Genomic DNA, 12,643 nt, shown 5'->3' on the forward strand with positions numbered 1-12,643 from the left:
GCCCCAGGATGGCACAGCCCGCGCAACCGGTGTGCTAGCGGCGCCGTCCGTACCGATCGGCGAGCTTCTGCTCGACCGTCATCGGCGGTGCCGGCTCGTCGGCCGCGGTCCCGCCCTCGCCTTCGGAGCGCTCCGCCCGGCGGGCCCGCAGCTCGGCGAACGCGAAGTAGCCCAGGCCGATAGGCGCCAGGATTCCGAATGCGATCCACTGGATTCCGTAGGACAAGAACGGCCCGGCGTCGCGGCGCGGCAGTGCGATCACACCCAGCCCGCCCGGTTGGTCATCGACCAACTGTAGGTAGGAACCGGTCAAAGCCACCTTGGTCAACGCCGCGATCTGATCGGTGTTGATCGAGTAGACCTGATGAAAACCGTTCTCGGTGAAGGGATTCTTGCCCGGAACCGCCGGTTGCGAGTCCCGCAGCCGGGCGGTGACGGTGACCTCGTCGGCCGGTGGTGTGGGTATCTCCGGTATGCGGGTGCCGCCGTCGTCGGTGCGCACGAAGCCCCGGTTCACCAGCACCGTGGGCCCGCCGGTGACCGCGAACGGTGTCAGAACCTCATAGGCCGGGACTCCGTCGATCACTCGCAGTCGCGCCAGCACCTGCGCCTCGGGCAGGTAGTGGCCGCGCGCGGTCACCGGCCGCCACTGCTCCTCCGGTGCCGACGAATCCTGATGGGCCAGAAGCGTTGTCACCGGCACGGGTTCGGCAGTCAGGGCGTGTTCGAGTTGGCTGTTGGCCCGCGACGTGGTGGTGTTCTTGCCCAACTGCCACGGCGCCAGCACGGTGAAGCACAGATACGCGAAGGCCAGCACCACCGCCGCCAGAGCCAGCCAGCTCGGACGCAGCAGGAACGCCAGCCGGCGCATCAGCCCAACCGCTCGTCGACCCAGGCGTGCAGACCGGGTAGGGCTGCCGAGATGACGGTGAACGACTCCTCGAAATCCTCCAGGCCGCCGTAATACGGGTCGTCGACGTCGGGGGCGACCGCGCCCGAGCGCGGGTCGAAGGATCGCAGCATTCGGATCCGCTCGGCCGGCGCACCGAGATCCTGCAACAGCCGGATGTGGTTGCGGGCCAATGCCACCACCAGGTCGGCGGCCGCGTGATCGTCGCCGAACTGTGCGGCGAAGTGGTCGGTGGGGTAGCCGTGGGCGCGCAGCACCCGGTTGGTGCGCTCGTCGGCACCCTTGCCGATGTGCCAGTCGGCGGTGCCGGCACTGCTCACCCGCACCGCGGCGCCCAGGCCCCGTCCGGTGATTTGATGGGCGAACATCTTCTCGGCCATCGGCGAGCGGCAGATGTTGCCGGTGCACACGAACGTCACGTGCAGGAGCAGGTCAGACACCGAGCACCTCGCGAAGTTCGGCGATGTCGTCGACCCGGGTCGTCGCGGCATCGATGGCATCATCTCGCCCGTAACCCCAGCCGACCAGGACGGTGTCGATGCCGTGCGCGGCCGCACCGTCGGCGTCGTGCCGTCGGTCGCCGACCATCAGCACTCGCTCGGGCAGGGGTTCCAACTGTTGAAGGGCGTGGGCCACGACGTCGGACTTCGTCGCGCGGGTGCCGTCGACGCTGGCGCCGGCGACCACCTCGAAGAACCCGCCGAGCCCGAAATGGGCCAGGATCTTGCGTGCGGTCGGCTCGGCCTTGGAGGTGGCCACCGCCAGCCGGACCCCGGCGGCAAGCAGGTCTTCCAGCAGCGGCACGATCCCGTCAAAGACGCTGTTCATCGCCCAGCCTCGGGTGGTGTAGTCGGCCCGGTAGGCGGCTATCGCGGCCTCGGCCTGATCACCCAGGCCCATCGCGGCAAGCGTGTGGTGCATCGGCGGGCCGACCAGTCGCTGCGCCAGATCGCCCCCGGGCACCGGCGCGCCGATATGCGCCAGTGCGTGGCGGAAGCTGGCGATGATCCCGGCTGCCGAGTCGGTCAGGGTGCCGTCCAGGTCGAAGATGACCAGTTCGGCGACATCGGTGGTAGTGCGCGTCACGAGCCCATTGTCCCCGACGCGCCCGGTGCGGTTGCCAGGTGGCGCACTACTGTTGCACGGGTGACTGCGCGGCTGACTGACGTCATCGACGTCCTGGATGCTGCCTACCCGCCGCAATTGGCCAGCAGCTGGGATTCGGTGGGGCTGGTGTGCGGGGACCCCGACGACGTGGTGGGCTCGGTGACGATCGCAGTGGACGCCACCGCGGCCGTGGTCGGCGAGGTGCCGGACGGCGGCCTGCTGCTGGCGCATCACCCACTGTTGCTACGCGGCGTGGACACCGTGGCCGCGAGTACCCCCAAGGGGTCCCTGATACATCGGCTGATTCGCTCCGGGCGTTCGCTGTTCACCGCGCACACCAATGCCGACGCCGCCTCGCCCGGGGTGTCGGACGCACTGGCGCAGACCCTCGGGCTGACCGTGCGGGCCGTGCTGGACCCGGCGGCCGCCGAACCGGACACCGACAAGTGGGTGATCTACGTCCCCGCCGAGCACGCCGACGCGGTGCGGGCCGCGGTGTTCGCGGCCGGCGCCGGAGCGATCGGCGATTATTCGCAGTGCAGTTGGAGCACGACCGGTGTCGGCCAGTTCCTGCCCGGCCAGGCCGCGATGCCCGCGATCGGTCGCGCCGGTGTTGTGGAGCAGGTCAGCGAGCAGCGCATCGAGGTGGTGGCGCCGGCCCGCGCGCGCGGCCGGATCCATGCGGCGATGCAGTCGGCGCATCCTTACGAGGAGCCGGCCTTCGACGTCTTCGCGATGCAGCCGTTGCCGGCGGGGGTCGGGATCGGCCGGATCGGCACCCTGGACTCCCCGGAGCCGCTGAGTGCTTTTGTGGCGCGCGTCGCCGAGCGGCTACCGGCGACGACGTGGGGAGTGCGGGCCGCCGGGGACCCGGATCTGCCGGTGTCGCGGGTGGCGGTCTGCGGTGGTTCCGGAGATTCGCTGTTGGGCGCGGCGGCGGCGTCCGACGCCCAGGTCTACCTGACCGCAGACCTGCGTCATCATCCGGCCGACGAGCACTCTCGACGCTCAGGGATGGCACTGGTCGACGTGGCGCACTGGGCCAGTGAATACCCGTGGTGCGCACAGGCTGCCGAGATAATCCGCTCGCATTTCGGCGCGACCCTGCCGGTGCGCGTCAGCGCACTGCGCACCGACCCCTGGAACCTGGCCTGCGAAGGAGAACGGCGATGAAGGCCGAACTGGCACAGCAGCGTTTACTTCTGGAGTTGGCGGAGCTCGACGTCGAACTGTCCCGGCTGGCGCACCGAGCGGGACATCTGCCCGAGCAGCAGGACCGTGAGCGCATCCAGGCCGACCACACCGCGGCCGCCGACCGGCTGGCCGCGCTGGAATTGGCGTTGGAGGACCTGGATGCTCAAGCCGGGCGTCTGGAGTCCGAGATCAATGCGGTGCGTCAGCGCGAGGACCGCGACCGCGCCCTGCTGGATTCGGGGCAGACCCACGCCAAGCAGGTGACCGATCTGCAGCACGAACTGGAGACGCTGCAACGGCGCCAATCCAGCCTGGAGGACTCGCTTTTGGAGTTGATGGAGCAGCGCGAGCAGCTTCAGGCCCAGGCCACCTCCGAGTCGAACGTGGTCGCCGAACTGGAGGCGGAGCTGACCCGGGTGCAACAGAGGCTGGACACAGCCGCGGCGGTGATCGAAACCACCCGCGGGCAGCGTTCCGCCCGCCGCGACGAGCTGGCCGGCACCGTCGAGGACGAACTGCTGGCGCTCTACGAGCGTCAGCGTGCCTCCGGCGGGATCGGTGCGGGACTGCTGCGCGGCGGCCAGTGCGGCGCCTGCCGGATCGAGATCGACCGCGGCGAGCTGGCACGGATCTCGGCGGCCCCGCCCGAGGAGGTGCTGCGCTGCACGGAGTGCAGTGCGATTCTGCTGCGGGTCAAGGACCTCGGATAGTGCGTCGCCGGTGAAGGTCCTGGGATGAAGGTCGTAGTCGAGGCCGACGGCGGGTCGCGCGGCAATCCGGGGCCGGCGGGCTACGGAGCGGTGGTGTGGTCGGCGGATCGGGCAGAGGTGCTGGCCGAGGCCAACGAGTCGATCGGGGTGGCCACCAACAACGTCGCCGAATATCGCGGTCTGATAGCGGGATTGGTCGAGGCGGTCCGGCTGGGTGCCGCCGAGGTCGCGGTGTTCATGGACTCCAAGCTGGTGGTCGAACAGATGGCCGGGCGGTGGAAGGTCAAGCATCCCGACCTGATCACGTTGCACACCCAGGCTCGCGGGCTGGCCTCGCAGTTCGACCACGTTCGCTACTCCTGGATTCCGCGGGAGAAGAACTCGCACGCGGACCGGCTGGCCAACGAGGCGATGGACGCCGCGGCAGGTAAGGAGAAACCCGCGAAGCCCGAGAAGCCTGAAAAGTCTTTGGCGCCAACGGCGCCCGGTTGGACTGGCGCGGTCGGAACGCCTACCCGGCTGTTGCTGCTGCGGCACGGGCAGACCGAACTGTCGGTGCAGCGACGCTACTCCGGACGGGGCAACCCACAGCTGACCGACACCGGCCGGGCGCAGGCCGACGCGGCTGCGCGCTACCTGGCGCAGCGCGGCGGCATCGCGGCGGTCATCAGCTCACCGTTGCAGCGGTGCCGGGAAACGGCAAGTGCGGCAGCGGAACTGCTGCGCCTGGACGTGAACGTCGATGAGGACCTGACCGAAACCGATTTCGGGGCGTGGGAGGGCCTGACGTTCGCCGAGGCCGCCGAACGCGATCCGGAGTTGCACCGGCGCTGGTTGCGGGACACGTCCGTCGAACCTCCCGGCGGGGAGAGCTTCGACGCGGTGCAGCAGCGGGTGGTGGCTGCGCGTGACCGGATCGTCGCCGAGCACAACGGTTCCACTGTGTTGGTGGTCTCGCACGTGACGCCGATCAAGACGATGCTTCGACTGGCGCTCGACGCCGGTCCCGCCATCCTGTACCGGCTGCACCTCGACCTGGCCTCGCTGAGCATCGCCGAGTTCTACGGCGACGGGCCGGCGTCGGTGCGGCTGGTCAACCAGACCGCCTACCTCTAGCCCGCGCTCACTCGTGCAGGTGCACCCGTTCACCGCCGGCGCCGAAGATCATGATCGCCTCGGCCGGGCCGTCGACCGCGCCGAACCAGTGCGGCGTCCAGGTGGAGAACTCGACGGCCTCGCCCGGCTCGATCAGGAAGTCCTCCTCGCCCAGCACCAATCGGAGCCGGCCGGACAGCAGGTACATCCATTCGTGGCCCTCGTGCACCGGCAGCTCCGCCGGTCGGCGGCGCCGCACACCGACCCGGATCTTGAAGGCGTGCAGGCCGCCGGCCGGGCCGTGCCGGGTCAGCGGCCAGTAGGTGATGCCGTGGCGAGTCTGGGACGCCCCCCGAACCCGCGGATCCGGCTGCTGGGGGGCGCGCAGCAGCTCATCGGTGCTGACCGAGAGCGCTTGGGCCAACCGGGGCAGGTGATCGAGCGCCAGCCGCCGCTTGCCGGATTCCAGCCGGCTCAGCGTCGACAGGTCGATGCGGGCTCGGTCGGCCACCTCCTGCAACGTCAGGCCCTGCTGGGTGCGCAACTCACGTAACCGTCGTCGCACCCGCAGCTCGACGCCGGCCTCGTCGACATTTGCCTGCATGGCAAGCCAGCTTGCCAGCTGGTTGTGGGCCGTGCAATCAGATGTACATGGCAGGGTCGATATAGCTCGTCGGATCTACAAGGGGTTCGCGCTGATTCGCGTTGCGGGCGCGCACCACTGCGGGAATGCCGGTGGCGATCGAATTCGGCGGCACGTCATGGGTGACCACCGAGTTGGCGCCCACCGCCGAATCGTCGCCGATGTGTAGGGGCCCGAGCACCTTCGCGCCGGCGCCGATGGTCACCCGATCGCCGACCGTCGGGTGGCGCTTGCCGTGGTTCAGCGAACGGCCGCCCAGCGTCACGCCGTGGTAGAGCATCACGTCATCGCCGATCTCGGTGGTCTCGCCGATCACCACGCCCATCCCGTGGTCGATGAAGAACCGCTTGCCGATGGTCGCGCCCGGGTGGATCTCGATGCCGGTGACCAAGCGCGTCGCCTGCGACAGCAGACGGGCGGTGCCACGCAGCGCCGGCCGGGACCAGAGCCGGTGCGCCACGCGGTAGGACCAGATGGCGTGCAGACCCGAATAGACCAGTGCGTTCTCCAGGTCGCCACGCGCCGCCGGATCGTGGGCCCGCGCATTACGCAGATCGTCGCGGACAGCGGACAGCAGACTCATGGGTGTGATTATTCCCTGATGTGCTCGAACAGCGGCGTCGAGATGTAGCGTTCGCCGAAATCGGGGGCGATCACCACGATGAGCTTGCCGGCGTTGGCCGGCCGTTTCGCCAATTCGAGTGCGGCCCAGACGTTTGCACCCGTGGAGATTCCACCGAGAATGCCCTCCTCGGTCCCGAGCGCGCGGGCCACCCGAATGGCGTCATCGGATGTGACGTCGATGACCTCGTCATAGACGTCCCGGTCGAGCACCTCCGGCACGAAGTTCGCACCCAGGCCCTGGATCTTGTGGGGCCCGGGATCCCCGCCGGTGAGGATGGCGGAGTCCTTCGGTTCGACGCCGACGATGCCCACGCCCGGCTTGCGGGCCTTGAGTCCGTGACCCACCCCGGTCAGCGTTCCTCCGGTGCCGATTCCCGCGACGAAGAAGTCGACTGCGCCGTCGGTGTCGGCCCAGATCTCCTCGGCGGTGGTCGTCTGGTGGATCTGCGGGTTGGCGGGGTTGGCGAACTGGTCGGCGGCGACGGCGTTGTGGGTGCCGGCGATGATCTGCTTGGCCTTGGCCACCGCGCCGGACATGCCCTCGGCGCCGGGGGTCAACACGATCTCGGCGCCGAAGGCCCGCAGCATCACCCGGCGCTCGGTGGACATGGTGTCGGGCATGGTGAGGATGACCTTGTAGCCACGTGCGGCACCCACCATCGCCAGCGCGATACCGGTGTTGCCGCTGGTCGCCTCGACGATCGTCCCGCCGGGCCGCAGTTCGCCGGATTGCTCGGCGGCGTCGATGATGGCCACCCCGATGCGGTCCTTGACACTGTTGGCCGGGTTGTAGAACTCGAGCTTGACCACCACCTCGGCGCCGAGGCCGTCGGTCAACCGGTTGAGCCGGACGAGCGGCGTGTGCCCGACCAGCTCGGTGACGTTGTCGTAGATCCTGTGCATTAGGAGCCCTTATCTCTTGCTGCTCGTCCAGGGGTACGCGCTGCACCGGGTGGATCGCCCCGCCCCCGATGTTATGCGCCGCCCTCCGCGATGCGTCGCACAGCCCGGAGGAACTCGAAGCCGACCGTGACCCGAGCAAGCGCCGGCCCGTCTCGAAATTTGCCAGTATGGCAAAGGAGCTTGCCGAATTCTGGACGGGGACCGCATGCTCGGGTGCATGACCGACAGCTGGGATTGCATCGTGGTGGGTGGCGGAGCGGCCGGGCTCAGCGCCGGTTTGGTGTTGGGCCGGGCGCGACGCAAGACTCTGCTGATCGACGCGGGGGAGCAGAGCAATCTGGCCGCGCACGGCATCGGCGGCCTGCTGGGCCACGACGGTCGCCCGCCGGAGGAGTTGTACGCGCGCGGCCGGGGTGAGCTCGCGACCTACGGCGTCGCGATTCGCAGCGGCGCGGTGTCCGATATCGGGCGGGCGGACGAGGATTTCGTCGTGCACCTGACCGACGGAACCGCCGAGCGGACCCGCCGGGTGTTGCTGGCCACCGGGATGACCTATTCGCCGCCGGATCTGCCCGGCGCCGACAAACTATGGGGGCATTCGGTTTTCCACTGCCCGTTCTGCCACGGCTGGGAGGTTGCCGATCAACCGCTGGCGGTGTTGGGGCGCGGCGACCGAGCCCTGCACCAGGCGCTGCTGCTGCGGTGCTGGAGTGCGGACATCGTGGTGCTCACCGACGGTCCCGCAGAATTCGACGACGCCGACTTTGCCCGGTTGGCCGGTGCCGGCATCAGGGTCGACGAGCGGACGGTCACCGGGCTGGACGGCGCCGACGGTCAGCTGGCGGCGGTGGTGTTCGCCGACGGCAGCCGGCTGCCGCGGCGCGGACTGCTGGCCGGTGTCACCATGGGGCAGCGTGACCGGCTGGCCGAGCGGCTCGGCGTCGCCGCGGCGGCGCCCACCCCGGTCGCCGAAGACCCCGTGGGCGTCGATCCGCTATGCCGGACCTCGATTCCCGGGGTGTTCGCCGCCGGGGACATCACCGGGGAGATGCCGCAGGTCGCCGCGGCGATCGCGGCGGGTTCGCGGGCCGCGGCGGCAGTGGTGCAGAGCCTGGCGGCCCAGGACTACGGCCTGCCGCTGCCCGAGAACGGAGGCGCGGCGCGATGACCGGGTCGTTGCGGGACGCGCGAGAGTTCTGGGATGAGTTCTACGCCGGTGACCGGCGGGTATGGAGCGGGAAAGTGAACCTCCACCTCGCCGACGTCGCCGCTGACCTCGCTCCGGGCCGCGCCCTGGACCTGGGCTGCGGTGAGGGCGCGGACGCCATCTGGCTGGCCGAAGACGGCTGGCAGGTGGTCGCGGTCGACGTCTCTGCCAACGCGTTGGAACGCGCCCGCGTCGGCGCGCAGCACGCCGGTGTGGCCACCCGCATCCGTTTCGAGCAACACGACCTGTCCACCAGCTTCCCGGAGGGCCGCTTCGATCTGGTGTCGGCGCAGTTCCTGCACTCTCCGGCAAAGCTGGACCGCGAAACGGTGCTGCGGCGGGCTGCCGGCGCGGTCGCGGCGGGCGGGCGACTGCTCATCGTCGACCACGCCGCCGCACCGCCGTGGGTCGGCGACCACGACCACGAGCATCACTTCGACACGATCGACGAGGTGCTGGCCGGCCTGCGGCTCGAAGACGCGCAGTGGGAACGGTTGCGCGCCGGGGCCGTCGAGCGCGACGCCGTCGGACCCGATGGTCAGGCCGCCACCCTGACCGACAACGTGATCCTGCTGCGCCGGCTGGATGGTCACGCAGCATCGTGAAAGATCAGCCCCAGCGTGTAGCGCTCGCCGGAGCGGATGGCCGACACGCCGTGCCGCACCGGAGCCGTCGACCAGCCTCGGGTCGAACGCACCGGCCGGTCCCGGGTGGTGAACACATAACCGTGCCCCTGCGGCAACTGCGTTGCGGTGCCCCGCGATTGGGCGCGCGGCCGCTGTTCGACCAACAAGAACTCACCGCCGGTGTAGTCGGTGGCCGGGTCGCTCAGGTTGATCACCACCTGCAGCGGAAACACCAACTCGCCGTAGAGGTCCCGGTGCAGTGCGTTCCAGTCGCCGGGGCCGTAGCGCAACATCAGCGCGGTCGGTTTGGTCTGACCGGCGCGGTGGCAGTGATCGAGCCAGTCCTCGAAGTCGTCCGGCCAGGGCGCATCTCGGCCTTGGCGGGCCGCCCAGTCCCGGGCGATCGGCAGCAGGTGGGGGTACAGGGCCCGTTTGAGCGGGTCGACGGGATTCGGCGCCGGGGCCGCGAAGTACCGGTACTGCCCGGAGCCGTAGCGGTGACGTCGCATGTCGACGGTGGCGCGGAAGCGCTCGTCGTGCTCGTAGACCCGCCGCAGCTTCGCCGCCTCCGAGGCCGTCAGCAGCCGGGGCAGCGGTGCGCCGCCGCACTCGTCGAGTTCGGCGGTGATCGCGTCCCAGTCGCCGGCGTCCACCCGCCGCTGCCACCGTGTTGTCGAAAGTGCGCCCACGGCGCCATCATGCCGGTTGGCCTGCGCCGACGCTTGCCGGTACGGTGATCAGCGCGGACGAGTTGGCCGGGCGGCCGCGGCGCACGTCAAGCGCGTCGAGGAAAGTCCGGACTTCACAGAGCAGGGTGATTGCCAACAGCAATCCGAGGTGACTCGCGGGATAGTGCCACAGAAAACAGACCGCCACCCTCGCGGTGGTAAGGGTGAAACGGTGCGGTAAGAGCGCACCAGCGTTCCGGGTGACCGGTACGGCTCGGTAAACCCCACCCGAAGCAAGGCCAAGAAGGCCGCATTTCGGTGCGGTCGCGCAGGTGTTCGAGGGTTGCTCGCCCGAATCTGCGGGTAGGCCGCTTGAGGTACCCGGCGACGGTGTGCCCAGATGGATGGTCGCCGCCGCGTCGCCCAGCGGCGCGGAACAGAATCCGGCTTACAGGCCAACTCGTCCGCCTACACCGCCCGATTCATGGGCGGTCCCAGTTGCGGCTCTCCTCCGTCGAGCCTTACTGAACCGCCCGATTCAGCTTGCGCAGCGCGGGCCGCAGCGCCGCCCGGCTCTGCGCGGCGAGGTCGGCCTCGCGGGCATACAGCAGCCCGTAGGTGAAGGTGTCCTGGCCGGCGGCCGCCGCGATATCGGCCTGCTGAACCAGATGCGCCCGGCTCACCACACTGTCCTGATGGTCGCCGAGCAGGGTCTGAATCGTCTTCGCTCGCTTGGCGATCTTCTTCTCATTGGCTGCTGCGGCGGCGTAGCGCAGCCGCTTGGCGGCCTTGCGGATCCGGTGCAGTGCCGCGTCGTGGTCGGCAGCCGTCTTGGCGGCCTTCACCGCCTTGCGAAGCCGCCGGTAGGCGATGTCCACGGTGGCGTACCGCTCGGCGGCCGGTGCGCTGACCAGGTCGTCGAGGCCGTCGAGCAGCCGGAAGTACCGCGGCGAACGCATCGCGGCCAGGCTGCGCCGCCGTCCCGACTGGTAGCGGCGCAGCGAGCCGTCGACCAGCCGTTCGCCCACCGGCCCGCGGACCAGCTCTGGCGACAGCTCGTCGAGCGCCTGCTGATAGCGCTGGGCCAGGACCTCGGCGTCGCGGGCGCCTCCCAGCACCGCACCCAGTTCCTGCAGTTCGCCGAGCAGCGGGGCGTGGGCCGCCTCCTCGCCGTGCAACAGGCTGCGAATCCGTCGGATCGTCACCCGCATCTGATGAACCGCGTCGTCGGCGTTGGCGCGCACCGCGCGATCGGCGACCAGCAGTTGCTCGATCTGCTCGGCCAGTGCCCGATGCAGGAGGTCGCTCGGGTGGGCGACCACCGACGGCGTGCCGAGCACCCTGGCCAGTTTGGAGCCGTATCCGGCCGGCCTGGCACCGGTGTCGAGCAGCCGATTGCTCAGCCGTTCCAGCAGCTCGAGGTCCCCGCTGCCCAGTTCCAGTTCCCACTCCCGCCAGTGCTGTTCGGCTCGTTCGTGCTCGGCGCCTTCGGTCGACGCGATGACCTGGTCGTCGCAGAACTCGGCCAGCACCTCACCTCGATCGTCGCGCAGCACCACGACGCTGCGAGCGGTACCGATTTGGGCGACCGGTGCCAGCGGCCGATCCCTGACGATCGCCATCACCACGTCGAGCAGCTCGTCCGGAACCTCCGGGCTCAGGGGTGCGCGCACCTCGGTGCGGGTCGCCGGCCCGGCCGGAAGTTTGAGGTGCCAGCCGGCGTCGGGACCGCCGGTGCGCCGGCGCAACGTGATCCGTCGTGCCGCCAGGTCGTGGCCGGGCGTATCGAAGTACACGGCCGCAAGTGCCTGTGCCGGCAACTGCTCGACTCGGGCGACCCCGGCGATGCCGTCGAAGGACGGCGAGATCGCCGACGCGTCAACGTCGAACTTGCGTTCCACCTCGCGAAACCGAGAGGTGCTCGGGTCGGTTGCAGGCACGGGCCCAGCCTGTCATATCCGGGCCGCCCGGACACTGCGTTGCGAAAGCAGTCGCTGCAAAAAACAGCCGTTCTAGAAGCAGTGCTCTTCGGCCGGGAAGGTTCCGGCCGCCACGTCGGCGGCGTAGTTCGTTGCCGCGCGGTGCAATTCGCCGCCCACGTCCCCGAAGCGTTTGACGAACCGGGCGGTCTTGCCGCTGGTCATCCCGGCCATGTCCTGCCACACCAGAACCTGTGCGTCGCAGTTGGGTCCGGCGCCGATCCCGACGGTGGGGATGGTCAGTTTGCCGGTGATCTGGGTGGCCAGCTCCGCGGGCACCATCTCCATCACGACCGCGAACGCGCCCGCCTCGGCCACCGCGATCGCATCGTGGATGGTCTGCTCGGCGGCGTCGCCGCGGCCCTGCACCCGGAACCCGCCCAGGGTGTTGACGCTCTGCGGGGTGAAACCGATGTGTGCCATCACCGGGATACCGGCCGCCGACAGCGTCGCGATCTGGTCGGCCACCCGCTCGCCGCCCTCCAACTTGACCGCGTGGGCGCCGCCTTCCTTCATGAACCGGGTGGCCGTCGCCAGCGCCGCCGCCGGGGAGCCCTCATAGGAGCCGAACGGCAGGTCGGCGATCACCAGCGCGTGCGGGGCGCCGCGCACCACCGCGCGGACCAGCGGAATCAGCTCGTCGATGGTGATCGGCACGGTGCTGTCGTAGCCGTAGACCACGTTGGCGGCCGAGTCGCCGACCAGCAGCACCGGGATGCCGGCATCGTCGAAGATCCGAGCGGTGGAGTAGTCGTAGGCCGTCAGCATCGACCACTTCCGGCCCTCGCCCTTCATCTGCTGCAGATGATGGACGCGGGTCTGCGGTGCGACACGGGTTATTGCGGTTGAGGAACCATAGAGCTGCTCAGACATCGGTGTCCCTTGATGGTCGGGTCGATCCTCGAAGCCCAAGGCGGGTCTCCGGGTCGTCTGACACAGCCAGTGTGCCACCCGCGATGACGCAGGTGAACCAGCTG

At 69.6% G+C, this 12,643-nt stretch carries 14 protein-coding genes and 1 other RNA gene; 6 read left to right on the forward strand and 9 right to left on the reverse strand.

From position 1 onward, the window contains the following. Positions 1 to 34: 34 nt before the first annotated feature. From K6T84_RS12275 to K6T84_RS12285, 3 genes are read right to left on the reverse strand one after another with little or no spacing between them, the layout of a single operon-like run. Positions 35 to 871 (reverse strand): SURF1 family cytochrome oxidase biogenesis protein, encoded by an 837-nt coding sequence (locus tag K6T84_RS12275; protein ID WP_225399396.1) that lies wholly within the window; start codon positions 869 to 871, stop codon positions 35 to 37. Next, positions 871 to 1,350: a low molecular weight protein-tyrosine-phosphatase gene (locus K6T84_RS12280; protein ID WP_225399397.1), complete on the reverse strand. Its 480-nt coding sequence runs from the start codon at positions 1,348 to 1,350 to the stop codon at positions 871 to 873. Before K6T84_RS12280 ends, K6T84_RS12275 begins: the two co-directional genes overlap by 1 nt. Further along, entirely contained in the window at positions 1,343 to 1,996 is a 654-nt protein-coding gene (locus tag K6T84_RS12285) for an HAD-IA family hydrolase (RefSeq protein ID WP_225401816.1), read from the reverse strand. Before K6T84_RS12285 ends, K6T84_RS12280 begins: the two co-directional genes overlap by 8 nt. A gap of 60 nt (positions 1,997 to 2,056) precedes the next feature. Between K6T84_RS12285 and K6T84_RS12290 the strand changes: the two genes are divergently transcribed. From K6T84_RS12290 to K6T84_RS12300, 3 genes are read left to right on the forward strand one after another with little or no spacing between them, the layout of a single operon-like run. Beyond that, positions 2,057 to 3,190: a Nif3-like dinuclear metal center hexameric protein gene (locus K6T84_RS12290; protein WP_225401817.1), complete on the forward strand. Its 1,134-nt coding sequence runs from the start codon at positions 2,057 to 2,059 to the stop codon at positions 3,188 to 3,190. Further along, positions 3,187 to 3,921 carry a zinc ribbon domain-containing protein gene (locus tag K6T84_RS12295; RefSeq protein WP_225401818.1) on the forward strand — a complete coding sequence of 245 codons (735 nt, stop codon included), beginning with the start codon at positions 3,187 to 3,189 and terminating at the stop codon, positions 3,919 to 3,921. The genes K6T84_RS12290 and K6T84_RS12295 overlap by 4 nt, the downstream gene beginning before the upstream one ends. Positions 3,922 to 3,945: 24 nt before the next feature. Continuing rightward, complete coding sequence (locus tag K6T84_RS12300) at positions 3,946 to 5,037, forward strand: bifunctional RNase H/acid phosphatase (RefSeq protein ID WP_225401819.1); 1,092 nt, start codon at positions 3,946 to 3,948, stop codon at positions 5,035 to 5,037. Between the two features lie 7 nt (positions 5,038 to 5,044). On the opposite strand, the gene relB is transcribed toward K6T84_RS12300, so the two are convergent. The 3 genes from relB to cysK are packed head-to-tail and all read right to left on the reverse strand — an operon-like array spanning position 5,045 to position 7,186. Then, a complete protein-coding gene (gene relB / locus K6T84_RS12305; protein WP_224865365.1) occupies positions 5,045 to 5,620 on the reverse strand; it encodes a type II toxin-antitoxin system RelB family anti-toxin in 576 nt (191 codons plus the stop codon). A gap of 37 nt (positions 5,621 to 5,657) precedes the next feature. Then, positions 5,658 to 6,242 carry a serine O-acetyltransferase EpsC gene (epsC, locus tag K6T84_RS12310; protein ID WP_224865366.1) on the reverse strand — a complete coding sequence of 195 codons (585 nt, stop codon included), beginning with the start codon at positions 6,240 to 6,242 and terminating at the stop codon, positions 5,658 to 5,660. An 8-nt stretch (positions 6,243 to 6,250) separates the two neighbouring features. Continuing rightward, complete coding sequence (gene cysK / locus K6T84_RS12315) at positions 6,251 to 7,186, reverse strand: cysteine synthase A (protein WP_225401820.1); 936 nt, start codon at positions 7,184 to 7,186, stop codon at positions 6,251 to 6,253. A 217-nt stretch (positions 7,187 to 7,403) separates the two neighbouring features. On the opposite strand from cysK, the gene K6T84_RS12320 reads away from it, so the two are divergent. Both K6T84_RS12320 and K6T84_RS12325 read left to right on the forward strand, forming a co-directional pair. Next, on the forward strand, positions 7,404 to 8,354 hold the full coding sequence (locus tag K6T84_RS12320) for an NAD(P)/FAD-dependent oxidoreductase (protein WP_225399401.1): 951 nt from the start codon (positions 7,404 to 7,406) through the stop codon (positions 8,352 to 8,354). Beyond that, positions 8,351 to 8,998 (forward strand): class I SAM-dependent methyltransferase, encoded by a 648-nt coding sequence (locus tag K6T84_RS12325; protein WP_225401821.1) that lies wholly within the window; start codon positions 8,351 to 8,353, stop codon positions 8,996 to 8,998. The genes K6T84_RS12320 and K6T84_RS12325 overlap by 4 nt, the downstream gene beginning before the upstream one ends. On the opposite strand, the gene K6T84_RS12330 is transcribed toward K6T84_RS12325, so the two are convergent. Continuing rightward, complete coding sequence (locus K6T84_RS12330; RefSeq protein WP_224865370.1) at positions 8,983 to 9,708, reverse strand: 2OG-Fe(II) oxygenase; 726 nt, start codon at positions 9,706 to 9,708, stop codon at positions 8,983 to 8,985. The genes K6T84_RS12325 and K6T84_RS12330 overlap by 16 nt on opposite strands. A 58-nt stretch (positions 9,709 to 9,766) precedes the next feature. Here K6T84_RS12330 and rnpB point away from each other — a divergent pair. Continuing rightward, positions 9,767 to 10,154, forward strand: an RNA gene (gene rnpB, locus K6T84_RS12335) — RNase P RNA component class A. 54 nt (positions 10,155 to 10,208) lie between these two features. On the opposite strand, the gene K6T84_RS12340 is transcribed toward rnpB, so the two are convergent. Beyond that, entirely contained in the window at positions 10,209 to 11,627 is a 1,419-nt protein-coding gene (locus K6T84_RS12340; protein WP_224865371.1) for a CYTH and CHAD domain-containing protein, read from the reverse strand. 72 nt (positions 11,628 to 11,699) lie between these two features. Continuing rightward, positions 11,700 to 12,539: a 3-methyl-2-oxobutanoate hydroxymethyltransferase gene (panB, locus tag K6T84_RS12345; RefSeq protein ID WP_224865372.1), complete on the reverse strand. Its 840-nt coding sequence runs from the start codon at positions 12,537 to 12,539 to the stop codon at positions 11,700 to 11,702. Positions 12,540 to 12,643: the final 104 nt, after the last annotated feature.

It is taken from the genome of Mycobacterium zoologicum (assembly GCF_020181635.2).
GTDB lineage: Bacteria > Actinomycetota > Actinomycetes > Mycobacteriales > Mycobacteriaceae > Mycobacterium > Mycobacterium zoologicum.

What these genes read in the sequence shown, in the direction of transcription:
- cysK (WP_225401820.1), bottom strand. Translation starts at nt 7,186, where the DNA reads ATGCACAGGATCTACGACAACGTCACCGAGCTGGTCGGGCACACGCCG.
- K6T84_RS12275 (WP_225399396.1), bottom strand. Translation starts at nt 871, where the DNA reads ATGCGCCGGCTGGCGTTCCTGCTGCGTCCGAGCTGGCTGGCTCTGGCG.
- epsC (WP_224865366.1), bottom strand. Translation starts at nt 6,242, where the DNA reads ATGAGTCTGCTGTCCGCTGTCCGCGACGATCTGCGTAATGCGCGGGCC.
- panB (WP_224865372.1), bottom strand. Translation starts at nt 12,539, where the DNA reads ATGTCTGAGCAGCTCTATGGTTCCTCAACCGCAATAACCCGTGTCGCA.
- K6T84_RS12325 (WP_225401821.1), top strand. Translation starts at nt 8,351, where the DNA reads ATGACCGGGTCGTTGCGGGACGCGCGAGAGTTCTGGGATGAGTTCTAC.
- K6T84_RS12295 (WP_225401818.1), top strand. Translation starts at nt 3,187, where the DNA reads ATGAAGGCCGAACTGGCACAGCAGCGTTTACTTCTGGAGTTGGCGGAG.
- relB (WP_224865365.1), bottom strand. Translation starts at nt 5,620, where the DNA reads ATGCAGGCAAATGTCGACGAGGCCGGCGTCGAGCTGCGGGTGCGACGA.
- K6T84_RS12320 (WP_225399401.1), top strand. Translation starts at nt 7,404, where the DNA reads ATGACCGACAGCTGGGATTGCATCGTGGTGGGTGGCGGAGCGGCCGGG.
- K6T84_RS12300 (WP_225401819.1), top strand. Translation starts at nt 3,946, where the DNA reads ATGAAGGTCGTAGTCGAGGCCGACGGCGGGTCGCGCGGCAATCCGGGG.